General features: G+C 35.9%; 11 protein-coding genes. 8 read left to right on the top strand and 3 right to left on the bottom strand.

Going from position 1 to position 13,117, the window contains the following annotated elements:
• Positions 1 to 82: 82 nt before the first annotated feature.
• The 3 genes from ACFO6W_RS02335 to ACFO6W_RS02325 form a co-directional block, all read right to left on the bottom strand.
• Positions 83 to 886, bottom strand: a complete 804-nt coding sequence (locus ACFO6W_RS02335; protein ID WP_379993699.1) for a helix-turn-helix domain-containing protein — start codon at positions 884 to 886, stop codon at positions 83 to 85.
• A gap of 101 nt (positions 887 to 987) precedes the next feature.
• Positions 988 to 1,983, bottom strand: a complete 996-nt coding sequence (locus ACFO6W_RS02330) for an SDR family NAD(P)-dependent oxidoreductase (protein ID WP_379993698.1) — start codon at positions 1,981 to 1,983, stop codon at positions 988 to 990.
• 778 nt (positions 1,984 to 2,761) lie between these two features.
• Positions 2,762 to 3,247, bottom strand: coding sequence for a helix-turn-helix domain-containing protein (locus tag ACFO6W_RS02325; protein ID WP_379993697.1), 486 nt, complete (start codon positions 3,245 to 3,247; stop codon positions 2,762 to 2,764).
• 848 nt (positions 3,248 to 4,095) lie between these two features.
• Between ACFO6W_RS02325 and ACFO6W_RS02320 the strand changes: the two genes are divergently transcribed.
• The 8 genes from ACFO6W_RS02320 to ACFO6W_RS02285 all read left to right on the top strand — a co-directional run bounded on the left by ACFO6W_RS02320 (position 4,096) and on the right by ACFO6W_RS02285 (position 13,065).
• On the top strand, positions 4,096 to 4,644 hold the full coding sequence (locus ACFO6W_RS02320) for a UpxY family transcription antiterminator (protein ID WP_379993696.1): 549 nt from the start codon (positions 4,096 to 4,098) through the stop codon (positions 4,642 to 4,644).
• Between the two features lie 52 nt (positions 4,645 to 4,696).
• Positions 4,697 to 5,821 (top strand): MraY family glycosyltransferase, encoded by a 1,125-nt coding sequence (locus tag ACFO6W_RS02315; RefSeq protein WP_379993694.1) that lies wholly within the window; start codon positions 4,697 to 4,699, stop codon positions 5,819 to 5,821.
• A gap of 163 nt (positions 5,822 to 5,984) precedes the next feature.
• The gene (locus ACFO6W_RS02310; protein WP_379993693.1) at positions 5,985 to 6,776 is read left to right on the top strand and encodes a polysaccharide biosynthesis/export family protein; all 792 of its coding nucleotides are present in this window, start codon (positions 5,985 to 5,987) and stop codon (positions 6,774 to 6,776) included.
• A 33-nt stretch (positions 6,777 to 6,809) separates the two neighbouring features.
• Positions 6,810 to 9,176 carry a GumC family protein gene (locus tag ACFO6W_RS02305; RefSeq protein ID WP_379993692.1) on the top strand — a complete coding sequence of 789 codons (2,367 nt, stop codon included), beginning with the start codon at positions 6,810 to 6,812 and terminating at the stop codon, positions 9,174 to 9,176.
• 186 nt (positions 9,177 to 9,362) lie between these two features.
• Complete coding sequence (locus tag ACFO6W_RS02300) at positions 9,363 to 9,674, top strand: hypothetical protein (protein WP_379993691.1); 312 nt, start codon at positions 9,363 to 9,365, stop codon at positions 9,672 to 9,674.
• Between the two features lie 161 nt (positions 9,675 to 9,835).
• Positions 9,836 to 11,101: a nucleotide sugar dehydrogenase gene (locus ACFO6W_RS02295; protein ID WP_379993690.1), complete on the top strand. Its 1,266-nt coding sequence runs from the start codon at positions 9,836 to 9,838 to the stop codon at positions 11,099 to 11,101.
• 76 nt (positions 11,102 to 11,177) lie between these two features.
• Positions 11,178 to 12,629, top strand: a complete 1,452-nt coding sequence (locus tag ACFO6W_RS02290) for a lipopolysaccharide biosynthesis protein (RefSeq protein ID WP_379993689.1) — start codon at positions 11,178 to 11,180, stop codon at positions 12,627 to 12,629.
• Between the two features lie 37 nt (positions 12,630 to 12,666).
• Positions 12,667 to 13,065, top strand: coding sequence for a hypothetical protein (locus tag ACFO6W_RS02285; RefSeq protein WP_379993688.1), 399 nt, complete (start codon positions 12,667 to 12,669; stop codon positions 13,063 to 13,065).
• Positions 13,066 to 13,117 lie beyond the last annotated feature (52 nt).

Raw genomic sequence — 13,117 nt, 5'->3', positions numbered from 1 at the left:
TGTATGTTATTCCATATCCTGCCATTGTATAATATATCGCTGAATGCCGCGCCCGGCCATGCAATGTGAAACAGCGTACTCTTTATTTGAGCAACCCGGTAGGAGGGTAGCCGAATTGTTTTTTGAAGGCAAAAGAGAAATGCGACAGGTTTTCAAAACCTACTTCATAGCAAACATCGATAGGTTTCTTCTTTTTCTCGGCAAGCTGGTAGTGAGCCAGTTCCAGCCGTTTCCTTGTAAGCCACCGCTGTGGAGTGGTATTGAATACTTTTTTGAAATCCCTCTTAAAAGTTGCCAGACTCCGGCCTGTAAGGTAACTGAATTTTTCCATTGGTAAATTAAACATGAAATTCTTTTCCATATAGTCTGCCAGGTTGATTTTACCGGGCTCTTCAAAATTTGCCAACACATTGTCGATACTCTCGTCCATGACTCTGAGAATACTGATAGCTTCGGTAATCTTGAGGGAAGCGATATCCGGTGGAATTTCTTTCATCTCAAAGTAAGGTAACAAGGACGCAAGACAGCTTTCGAGCAACGGATGGTCCTTAAAGCAGTAGATCTTTTGAGACTTAAAGACCTTGGGCCTGACATTCAGGTTTAGGTAGTAATCTCTGAGCCTTTCCACGGATAAATGCATCACTACTGTTTTATGAGGTTGCCCGTCTTTGGGATAATTGATGATCGTAGCTAATTGATTTCTGGGGATCAGGAAAATATCACCCTTACTGAAGTGATAGGTGGTGTCTGATTGCACGATTTTTGTTTCCCCTGAAAGGAACCATACCAGCATATGTTGGTCGAACATGATGTCTGACTTAAAAAAATTGTCTTCATAACAGGATAATTTTATATCCTCCGTTATATATCTGGCTTTATATTCCATACCCTATAGAATTCATCAACAAAGTAAAGTGTGATTACAAAGATAAAAAGTATTATGCAATTTACTTTGTTTAAAAGATCATTCTTTTCTTATTGACCGGATCAACTGATATTAAATACGATACCTGTCATATCTTCGCTTAACTTCCACAGCTTTTTGGCATTGTCTTCGTCCAGAGAATAGGGTTTTACTCCTCCTGGCACCGAAGGATCGGAAGCCAGTTCCGCTATGTCACCATCTTCGCAATATACACCACCCACATTATTCAGTCTCGAACTGGTGGCACACCAAACAGTTGTGGCGGCACCTTGAGGTATTGTTTTCAATGATGAAGTTATTTCCGGCAGTAAGTTCCCTTCCGCATCACAGAAACCCATTTTTTGAAACAACTCACGCGGTGCTTCTCTTCCCAGCTCTGTCCCTCCGATTGAGCCGGGATGTACCGCATAAGCCCTAACCTTTGATAGCTTGGCCCGGTTGTCCAGTTCAAGGGAAAACAGATTTACAGCCGTCTTTGATTGTCCGTAACCTTGCAATGTATCATATTCCCTGTTTAGGAAATTAGGATCTTCAAAATTGAAAGGAGCGAACTGGTGCCCGTATGAGCTGATATTGACTATTCTCGCTCCGCCCGCTTTTTGTAAGGCCGGCCATAACCTTGCCGTAAGGTGAAACTGGGCTAGATAATTGGTGGCCAATTGAGATTCAAAGCCTCGGCTATCCCTGCGAAGCGGTACCCACATGATCCCCGCATTATTGATGAGAATGTGAAGAGGTTTGCCTGAAGCAAGAAATGTTTCAGCAAAGGTGTCAATAGACACGGGATTCATCAGATCCATAGGCCTTATTTCTATATTGGCAACACTTTGTAAGTTATTCTTAGCTTTTTCAATATCCCGTACAGGAACAATAACCCTGGCTCCTGCGGTTGCAAGTGTTCTGGCTGTTTCCAAACCAATCCCGGTGTTTCCTCCCGTTACTACGGCGATTTTTCCTGTGAGGTCAATGCCTTTAATTACATCGCTTGTATTCGATTTTGCGTTAAATCCTGAACCAATAGGTTTTTGTAACGCTCCCTGATTATTATTCCGTTTCATTTCTTATATGTTTTGTTAGAGCAAAAGTAGATAGTATTAGTAGTATTGACTTTGTTTAAAAGATCGAATTGGCTTTGTTTAAAAGATCATGCTTCATTTGAAATATTTATTGATTAATTAATATAATCTCTTATCGGATATCATCCCTATTTTAACAATATACTTTCTGTGGCCATTATTAAATTAACCTATATTTACAGTTAATAGTTAAAAGGTAACAAAAGTAACACAAAATCAGTGAACAGTTAGCAGTCATCAGTTAACAGAATTAGCTATTAGCGGATAGCTTTTAGCCGTTAGCGGTGCGAAGTGACAAAACCCGTAACTGTCAACTCAAAAAAGGTAACAAAGGTAACAGATATATCAGTAAACAGTAAACGGTCAGCAGTTAACAACCCGTATCTTGTATCTTGTCTACTCGTAACTTGTAACTTGTAACTTGTAACTGCCCAAAGGGCGCAGAAATAACATTCGCCGAAGCGAAGGCGAGGCAAACTCGTAACTATATCAAAAAAGTCACAAAAGTTACACTTTTATCAATTATTTTCTCTCCTCAAAGCCAAGGTTTCTCTCCTCAAAGCTAAGGTGGGGGATTGAGGGGGCTCGTTCATTCTTTCAAAGAGCTATCAGCTAAAGGCTATTGGCTTAATATATAGATAAAGTATTTTCTAAAAAACAAACAATCATTTCATGGTAATATCCACTCATGATGGGGATTTACTATAAATAAAAATACCCGCTGAAAAAAATCAGCGGGTAGTATGTCTATCCTGATTATTTATTTACTATTCTTCAAGAATTCTAATTCCTGTTTTAACAACGCTTTTTCCTTGTCTATTTCATGCTTTTCTTCTAACAACCGCATTTCTTTCTCGTAATGCTCTTTTTGCATATTAAGCAGTTTGGTTGTCATTTCCATTACTTGTTCCAGTGGATAGTAATTAAAAACTTGAGATTGGTCACCTTGATTCACTACATCTTGTGATTTTTCAGCAGAATGTATGGTAGTGTCATTGTAATAATTCTTCGTTGCACTCTGGAAATCAAAATTTCTCAAAAAATCTGCACTTACATCCAAAGCAAGCGCAATCCGGTCTAATATTTCATTTTCAATTACTTCTTGATTTTCTATTTTGGATATTTCACTTTGTTGTTTATTTATTTTATCGCCCAGGTCCTGTTGGGATAGGCCTTTAAATTCTCTGGCAAACCGGATATTCCTACCCTGATGTATGGAGTTTTTTTTCTCAACCACTTCATTCATAAATTTTTTCGTTATAGATAATGTCCAAAATTAACATATTCTATCAAGAAAACATGATTGTTTATCGATTTTTTTTTAAATTACATTTTGTGAGATTAAAAATCAGATTGATAGTATATTATACTTTGATAATTGTATATGTAGAACATTGAATCTAACTTTGTCTGCATAAAATTATACTTATGGAAATAATACCCAGGCTTACAGAAATTCAATACTATCGATTAACTGCTCCTGAACTTCCACGTGCTTTGACCAATGTATATAAAAACATGCCCTTTTGCCGGCTTTATAAAAAACGGGAGGTTTAAGGTTTACTATAAAATACCCAAATGAAACTGAGATGAAGCACTTTCATATTAATTATAGTAAACTTCAAAAAATCTATAAAGTTGACCTATGTTTTAGCATGAATTATATTCTGAATTCAAATAGAAAAAGTCTGTTGTCCGGACATATTCTTTTTAATAAATTTTTTAAATGAAATATGTATATAAATAAAGAATTATCTATTATTTTTGTAAACTAAATGCGGTATTTATTGATACTTTTCAATAAAAGAACCTTTTCTACCTGACAAAAAATTGTTTGTATAGTAAAATGTCTCTTATCTATATAAGAGTATGAAGTCATGAGCTAGATAATTATTTTTTAATTGCTAAACAGTCTTGATTTTGTGAAGGAATAAGAATTAGCAAAGGAATAATCTTTTTAATAATACTCATAGAGGGAATTTGTTACTGGATAGTGCAAATTTGGTATATACTCAATTTTTAATTTACTCATAATCAAATTAATCCGATAATGTTGTTATCGGGGTGTCCCCAAGGTATATTATTTTGTGAAGTATGCCAGTCAAAAAAAATGATTCATACAAATGGTTTGCCATTAGAGTTACTTATGGTAGGGAAATTAAGCTAAAAGCATATTTGGATACCATAAAAACAGAGAGTTTCATACCTTTAAAACTGACCGAAACCATTAAGAATGGAAAAACCAAAAAAGAATTATTACCTGCTATCCATAATCTGATTTTCATTCATACCAACCGTTCGACCCTGGATATTTTAAAAAAGGAGCTGGAGAGAAGTCTCCCCATCCGGTATATGATTGATAAAGCAAGGAAAATGCCAATCATTGTTCCTGATGAGCAAATGAAACATTTTATTGCTATATCCAGTACCCAGAACGAACAAACACTCTATTTAACACATATTGCTCCGGTATTGAAAAATGGAACGCGGGTAAGAGTTACCAACGGCATTTTTAAAGGGGTAGAAGGCACCATCATTAGAATAAAGCGAGACAGGCGGATCATGGTTAATATCGATGGGGTGATTGCTGTAGTAAGCGCGCACATTCATCCGTCACTTTTAGAAAAGATAGATAATCTTTAACTGGATAATAACTTGTTTTTTAGTTGGATATCATCAAAAAGTGTAGAAAAATATGGAATTATGTATTTGTTGTTTTTTGCCATTTATCATTAGTCTGCTTTCATCGTGGTTTCTTATACCTCAAATCCGGTTTATAGCGTTTAAGAAAAAACTATTTGATATTATAGATGAAAGGAAAGTACACATAGGTATTGTCCCCCGACTGGGCGGTGTCGCTTTTTTTCCGACATTCATGCTTGTATCGTCATCATTCTTATATGTTTATATTATTTTCAGGAACACACTGGATATTTCTGTTGGTGTTGAATCCATAAAAGAATGGATATTAACATTATGTTGCACCATGATATTGTATCTGACCGGAATCGGAGACGATCTGGTAGGCCTGCGATACCGGCATAAGCTTCTTATACAGGCTTTTGTAGCTTCTGTTTTTGTAGCTTCCGGTTTATGGATAAACAATTTATATGGTATTTTCGGTATTTATGATATTTCATTATATTGCGGGATACCTCTTACTATATTTATTATAATTTTTATCCTTAATGCCATAAATCTCATTGATGGCATTGACGGTCTGGCTTCCGGATTGAGCATGATCGCTTTTCTTTTTTATGGTTGTATTTTTATGTATCTCCATTTATGGTTTTATTGCATACAGGCTTTTATTGCGTTTGGGATGCTGGTTCCGTTCTATTATTACAATGTTTTTGGAAATGTAAAAAAAGGACATAAGATTTTTATGGGAGACGGAGGTTCTCTTACTATAGCGATGTTACTTTCCGTGTTTACGATAAAATTATGCTACTTCGAGCCGGAAATGGTACAGATTCCTCATTCTATTGTAATAGCATTTTCCTTGCTTATCGTGCCTATGTTTGATGTAATAAGGGTGGTTATACACCGGGTGCGTTGCGGACGTAGTCCTTTCAAACCGGATAGGAACCATATCCATCACAAATTTCTGAATTTGGGTCTGTCCCATAAATCCACAATGATAGTAATATTGTCAATCGCAGTATTTTTTGGAGCAAGCAATGTTTTGTTAGTGCCGTATGTGAACATTAATATTTTGCTGATTCTCGATATTGTGTTGTGGACTGCCATGCATGTCTTGATAACAATGAAAATTCGTAAGAGACAATTAGCTGAAATAACTGAAACGAGGGATTTTTAGTATAAATTATATAGCGTGGGATATTAGGAGCCTGTCCAAATTTCAGTGAAAATTTTTCTTAAGGCTCTTTGGAATAAATCTTGGCTGATACAGAATAACCTACTTCAATACCAGTGATATTTATTAATAAGAATAATCAAACATTTATTAAGTATAGAATTTTATGAGATCTTTATTTGGATTTTTGCCCATTTGTATTTTATTCCTTTCATCCTGTAATTCATCTAAAAATATTGTATATTTTCAGGATATCCCTGTCGGACAAAATATTACAACTGTTAAATCTTCTGATATAGAAGTTATGCCGAGAGATTTGATTTCGATAGTCGTGTCGAGTAAGAATCCCGAGCTTGCCGCTCTTTTCAATTTGCCAAAAATTTCCTACCAGGCGGGAAGTACGATCCCAAGTGAAAATACGAACAATCAGATTTTGGGTTATACCGTCGATTCAGACGGTAATATCGATTTCCCGGTATTGGGGAGTATTCATGTGGCGGGGTTAAACAGGAAGCAATTGTCATCTATGATAAAAGAACGGTTGTTGAATGAGAATCTGATAAATGATCCGGTTGTAACAGTCGATTTCATGAATTTGAAAATATCTATGCTCGGAGAAGTGAAATCTCCCGGAAAATATAGTATAGACCGCGATCAGATAAATATCCTGGAAGCCATAAGTATGGCCGGCGACCTCACTATTTATGGCAAACGTGACAGGATTTTTGTCATGCGGGAGAAGGATGGAGGCCGTATTACATATAAGATGGATCTGCGTTCTTCAGAGATATTTTCTTCCCCGGCCTATTACCTTCAACAAAACGATATCGTATATGTAGAACCCAATAATGTGCGGGCTGGACAGTCTACTGTAAATGATAACAATGCAAAGTCTGTATCATTATGGATGTCGGTTGTATCCCTTGCAGCTACATTAAGTGTGTTGATATTCAAGTAAAGAGGAATCCTTGTTAAAAAAATATTACTAAAAATGAAAAAGAGTCCAGAAGAAGAATTCATCCGGATACAAGATTTATGGTACATGTCGGTCGCAAAATGGCATTGGTTTGCTATATCACTTGCCATTAGCCTGTTTGTTGCATTTATATATGTATCAATTACAGCTCCGATATATACCCGTTCCGCGTCAGTGTTAATTAAAGACAATTCTAAAGGAGGGATGTCGTCGGATGAAATAAGTACATTTTCTGATATGGGCTTATTTAAATCTAATACTAACATCCACAATGAAATACAAACATTAAAATCTCCATTGTTGATGCAAGAAGTTGTACAACGTCTGAAGTTGTATGAAAATTATAGTATTGATGGTTTCTTTAGAGAAAAAGTACTATACAAAAATGCGCCGGTTCGTGTTTCTGTTGATTCATTATCAGAGGCAATGCCTTTTTCTTGTTCAATAGAATTGCTGCCTCAAAATAAAATAAAAATTTCCAGGTTGATTTTCAACAGCGATGATTCCAAAGTATCTGAAATAATAGACGGCGCCTTGTCCGAACCGGTTAATACTCCATGGGGGAAAATTATTATTTCAGCAACTTCGGATTGTTCCGGAGATTTTTCAGGTAAGCAAATATTATATTCAAAAGGTAAGCTGTCTAATGTCGTAAATTACTATACCAAGGCCCTGAATGTTTTTTTAGCCGATGAAAAAGCTTCGATTGTTGACATTGTGATAAATGATGTTTCCATTCAGCGGGCAGAAGATATATTGAATACATTAATTACCGTGTACAACGAGAATTGGGTTAAGGACAAGAATCAGGTAGCGGTGAATACTTCTCTTTTTATTAATGAGAGATTGAATGTTATTGAAAATGAATTAGGCAATGTTGACGACAATATATCGGAATTTAAAAGCGAGAATTTAATGCCGGATATTCAGGCTGCTTCTAACTTGTATATGGCCCAATCAAATGAGAATAGTACTAAGATGCTAGCATTGAGTACTCAATATACTATTGCCGGCTATATTTTATCCTATCTCAAAGATTCTAATACAAAGGATAAGTTATTGCCTGCAAATATGGGAATTGAAAGCGCCGGTATAGAAAAGCAGATCGATGAATATAATACAATATTATTACGGTATAATACTATATTGGCAAATAGCAGCGACAAAAATCCTCTGGCGCAGGACTTAGCCCAATCTTTAAAAACCTTGCGTAATGGAGTAATAAATTCTGTCGAAAATTTGTCAGTATCGCTTAATACCCAAATAAAAGATATCCAAAAATCAGACAAAGAAACGACCAGTCGTATCGCATCAAGTCCAAAGCAAGCTAAACACCTTCTTTCTATAGAAAGGCAGCAGAAAGTAAAAGAAGCCCTTTACTTATTCTTATTACAGAAGCGGGAAGAAAATGAATTATCCCAGGCTTTTACTGCTTACAATACCAAACTGATAGTTCCCCCAGCGGGGAGCATGTTCCCGACAGTTCCCCGAAAAATGCCGATCTTATTGGCCACGGTTATCATAGGATTTCTGCTACCCGTTATTATCATATTTATCAAGGAGAATCTGAATACAACAGTTAGGGGACGAAAAGACTTGACATTCCTGTCCATTCCGTTTATTGGGGAAATTCCTCTGATAATGAACCGGAAGAACCGGTTGTTGTTGAAAAACAAGCCGCCGAAGAATAGGGATGACATTATTGTTCGCGAAGGAAAACAAGATTACATGAATGAAGCGTTCAGGGTTATACGTACTAATCTTGACTTTATATTGAGCACAAACGGGGAGAAGCATCAAAAGGTCATCATGTTTACATCTTTCAATATCGGTTCCGGAAAAACATTCACAATAATGAATCTGGCCATAAGCATGGCTATAAAAGGGAAAAAGGTTGTCGTTGTAGATCTTGATATGCGAAAAGCTTCATTAAGCACATATATAGGTTCTCCTCCGATAGGGGTATCCAACTATCTGGGCAATATGATAGATAATGTGGAATATATAATTAAAAAGGAATCTGTTCATCCGAATCTGGATATAGTGCCGGTGGGGACGATACCTCCAAATCCGGCAGAGCTTCTGCTAAGCAATAAATTCTCAGAACTATTGGACAGTTTGAAAGAGAAATATGATTATGTGTTTTTGGATTGCACCCCTGCTGAGATAGTCGCAGACGCTTCTATTGTCGGTAAAATTACTGATTTGACAATTTTTGTAGTTCGGTCAGGACTTATGGACCGGAGAATGCTTCCGGAGATAGGAATAATGTATGAAAGGAAACAATTCAATAATATGACCCTGCTCCTGAACGGAACACAATATAGGCAAGGGCGGTATGGGTATAACTATGGCTATGGAGGTAATTATAATAATCACTGACAGCATGCTGTCCATCTTGAGAAAAAGGCTCTTCTGTTAAAAATCTCCTATAGATGGAATTTTGCATACGAAAGATATTTATAACTGTATAGCCGAGTAGGATAACTCTCTAATAAAAATAAATATTGAAAAAATTGGTAATATGAGATATTCAAAAATCAGACTTTATATAAAAATGGAATGGTTATGGATACAGATTGGCATCCCACTTATGACATTATCTTTCCTGTAGCAGGTAACCACCATGACCTCAATGATATTGAAGATCGTTTAGATGAACTCTTTAGCACTTTAAGCAAGGCCAGAATTGCTGTTGATGGTTTATTTATTAATGCTGATGCTGGATTCGATTCAGCAGGGTTTAGAAATAAGCGCTTTGAACATGATGTAATAGCTAACACGGCTCTAAACCAAAGAAATGAAGATAAGAAAGAAGATGTATTATTTGATGAATTTCTTTATGAACAAAGATATGCTATTGAAAAAGCAAATGCCTAGATGGATTCATGCAGAACATTGCTTAACAGATTTGAACCCAAGGCATCAACATGGAAAGCCTTCAACTATCTGGCATTTATGAGTATATTATTGAACAAAATTAACAAAAACGAAAAGTCAAGATGACTTCGCTGCATAATTACTAATAATTCATAAAAACAATGGACAAAATAAAGATTGCCGTAATAGGCTTAGGTTATGTTGGACTTCCTTTGGCTCGTTTATTTTCAACCAAGTATGAAACCATAGGATTCGACATGAACCAGACTCGTGTGGATACCTTGATGAACGGACATGACGCTACACTCGAAGTCGAAGACAAATTGTTGCAAGAAGCGATAACTAATGGTTTTAAGTGTACCACTGATATAGAAGAAATACGAAATTGTAACTTCTATACTGTGGCTGTCCCAACGCCCGTAGATGAAAGCAATCGTCCGGATCTGAAGCCGCTTTGGAGGGCAAGTGAAACCGTTGGCAAAGTTATAGCCAAAGGAGACATCGTTGTTTATGAATCTACAGTTTATCCCGGAGTAACCGAAGAGGAGTGTTTGCCGGTAGTAGAGAAAGTGAGTGGCTTGAAATTTAATGAAGACTTCTTTGCCGGTTATTCTCCTGAGCGTATCAATCCTGGCGACAAGGAACATACTGTAGAGAAAATCAAGAAAGTAACCTCTGGCTCTACTCCTGAGATTGCGGACATAATAGATCGTGTTTACAACTCTGTACTCGTCAATGGAACCCATAAAGCCCCATCAATAAAAGTAGCGGAAGCTTCCAAAATTATAGAAAACTCACAACGTGACGTAAACATCGCATTTATGAATGAGTTGGCAAAAATTTTCAATGCAATGGGCATTGATACTCGAGATATCATCGATGCGGCTGCGAGTAAATGGAACTTCATCAAACTGAATCCCGGTTTGGTAGGAGGACATTGTATCAGTGTGGACCCATACTATCTGATTCAGAAAGCGCAAGTGTATGGAGTCCTGCCACGCATCATGTTTTCTGCCCGTCGTTTGAACGACGGTATGGGAGCATACGTCGCAAATCAGACGATCAAATATATGAATATGAAGGGTGTAATTGTAAAGGCCGCAAAAATCCTCATACTTGGCATAACATTCAAGGAAAATTGTCCGGATATTCGCAATACTAAAATCGTGGACATTTATAGTACTCTTGCTGAATATACCAATAATATAACTATTTATGACCCTTGGGCAAATACTGCGGCAGTCAAGCATGAGTACAACATCGATATTGTGAGTGAATTACCGACTGGAAAGTTCGATGCAATTATCCTTGGAGTAGCTCACAAACAGTTCCTTGAACTCAATGTCAAGAGTCTCGTTAAGAAGGATGGCGTTATTTATGATGTCAAGGGTTTATTGCCTCGCGATATTGTTGATGGACGTTTATAAATTGATAAAATAAAGATTTACAGCCATACAGATTGTGGGAATTTGTTGTACAACTATAAATAATTAAAGCATTTAAATGCCTGATGTATCAGAACTGAAAACCAAAGGTCTTAAGGGCAGTGTCTGGAACTTCCTTAGCATGATGATTAATCAATTGAGGAACTTCATTGTAACATTGATCTTAGCGAGATTGCTTACTCCGGTGGACTTTGGTCTTGTAAGTATGGCAATGGTATTAAATGCTATATTAGATACTTTAGCTGATTTTGGATTTAGCAATGCTATAATACGAAAAAATAAAGTTACTGATACCGAAACATCTACTGTATTTTGGATTAATATATTGATAGGTGGCTGTTGTACACTGCTTGTTTTCATTTGTGCACCTGTTTTTGCATGGTTTTATGATGTACCGCAGTTACGTAGTATCGTTGCCGTCACATCAATGTGCTTTCTTATCAGTTCGTTTGGAACATTACAGACTGCATTATTCCAACGTTCCTTAAATTTCCGTAAACCGTTTATTGCAAAACTGATTTCTGGAGTATCTTCAGGAATATTGGGTATTGTGTTGGCGATATTTGATTTTAATGTTTGGGCATTAGTTTATTCAAATCTTGCTGGATGGATTATTTATACCACATCTATATGGTTTATGTCTTCATGGCGTCCTAAATTTATTTTCAACCCGAAATCAGTGTCTGATATGTTCTCTTTTGGATGGAAAATGACATTATCTACATTGCTAAATAGAATTATACGCCAACTGGATACCCTTATTATAGGAAAACTTTATTCAGCTTCAACATTAGGATTATTCAATAGAGCCCAATCATTAAATAATCTTGTAATAGAATATTCATTCTCTTCAATAAGAAATGTACTACTTCCTTCTTTAAGTAAATTGCAAAATGATCTCAATGCCCTTAAATATAGTGTTTTGAAACTACTGCATGTAATATCTTTTTTGACTTTTCTATTTGCAGGTTTGATGTATGTATGCGCTGAAGATTTAATTCTCTTCCTTTACGGTAAACAATGGGAAGGCTCAATTGAAATATTTAAAATATTAGGATTATTTTCTATCTCATTATGTCTACCAATTGTATTTGATACCATACTTACAGTAGTAAATAGGATGACAATGTATCTTGGGCTAAGTGTTTTCCGGAATATCTTGGTTCTTTGTGCAATTCCGATTGGTTTATATTTCGGCTTTAAAGGATATATATGGGCAATATCCATTGCAGGGATTATTAAGATTATTCCTTCGGTGTTTACTACTCGATCCACTATCGGATTACCCATTAAAGATCAATTAAAATCTATACTTAGTTATGTTTTTCCGTTTGCCAGTATATTGATATTTTGGAAATATCTATGTTTTGACACGAATATATATATATTAAATCTCTTAATAAATGGTAGTTTATTTGCCATTCTATATATTACATTGAATTTCTTGGTAAAAAACGATGGGATTCGGATATGTAAGTCATTGATACTTGGATTTTTGAAAAGATTGTAATAAACATTGCAGATATTCATCAAAAAAAGGATACAATATGTCATCATTTATTTCTCGAATAATAAAAAAATGCAGTGAAACTCGATGGAAGTATAAAAGATACAAATCAAACGTACGCATAATTCGGGGAGGGGTAGCTGAAATAGACAACACTGCCATAGTTAAAAACTCTGATATTTTCGTAGACTCGTCTTCAAAATTAATTCTTAAAGAAAAGGTTAGGCTTGAAGGCGTCGAACTATTTCTTACAAATGGGGCAATTGTTGAAATTAATAAATACAGTTTTTTTGAATTAAATAGAAATTCAGTAAGGCCCCAATATATTATTAATGATGGCAGTTTAATTGTTGGTGACCATACTAAATTAGCTTGTCAAAGGGTATGGATCAGATATGGCGGAGTCTGTAAAATTGGGAACTATACTAATATAATTTAAGTTGCTATTTATAGATTGTAAATTTTATCAAAAGTATATCCCCAAATGAAAG

The organism is Dysgonomonas termitidis (genome assembly GCF_042654545.1).
Classification (GTDB): Bacteria; Bacteroidota; Bacteroidia; order Bacteroidales; family Dysgonomonadaceae; genus Dysgonomonas; species Dysgonomonas termitidis.
Note: the sequence above shows the minus strand (reverse complement) of the source record. Positions and strands in the feature narration are given on the sequence as shown.

What these genes read in the sequence shown, in the direction of transcription:
- ACFO6W_RS02335 (WP_379993699.1), bottom strand. Translation starts at nt 886, where the DNA reads ATGGAATATAAAGCCAGATATATAACGGAGGATATAAAATTATCCTGT.
- ACFO6W_RS02330 (WP_379993698.1), bottom strand. Translation starts at nt 1,983, where the DNA reads ATGAAACGGAATAATAATCAGGGAGCGTTACAAAAACCTATTGGTTCA.
- ACFO6W_RS02325 (WP_379993697.1), bottom strand. Translation starts at nt 3,247, where the DNA reads ATGAATGAAGTGGTTGAGAAAAAAAACTCCATACATCAGGGTAGGAAT.
- ACFO6W_RS02320 (WP_379993696.1), top strand. Translation starts at nt 4,096, where the DNA reads ATGCCAGTCAAAAAAAATGATTCATACAAATGGTTTGCCATTAGAGTT.
- ACFO6W_RS02315 (WP_379993694.1), top strand. Translation starts at nt 4,697, where the DNA reads ATGGAATTATGTATTTGTTGTTTTTTGCCATTTATCATTAGTCTGCTT.
- ACFO6W_RS02310 (WP_379993693.1), top strand. Translation starts at nt 5,985, where the DNA reads ATGAGATCTTTATTTGGATTTTTGCCCATTTGTATTTTATTCCTTTCA.
- ACFO6W_RS02305 (WP_379993692.1), top strand. Translation starts at nt 6,810, where the DNA reads ATGAAAAAGAGTCCAGAAGAAGAATTCATCCGGATACAAGATTTATGG.
- ACFO6W_RS02300 (WP_379993691.1), top strand. Translation starts at nt 9,363, where the DNA reads ATGGATACAGATTGGCATCCCACTTATGACATTATCTTTCCTGTAGCA.
- ACFO6W_RS02295 (WP_379993690.1), top strand. Translation starts at nt 9,836, where the DNA reads ATGGACAAAATAAAGATTGCCGTAATAGGCTTAGGTTATGTTGGACTT.
- ACFO6W_RS02290 (WP_379993689.1), top strand. Translation starts at nt 11,178, where the DNA reads ATGCCTGATGTATCAGAACTGAAAACCAAAGGTCTTAAGGGCAGTGTC.
- ACFO6W_RS02285 (WP_379993688.1), top strand. Translation starts at nt 12,667, where the DNA reads ATGTCATCATTTATTTCTCGAATAATAAAAAAATGCAGTGAAACTCGA.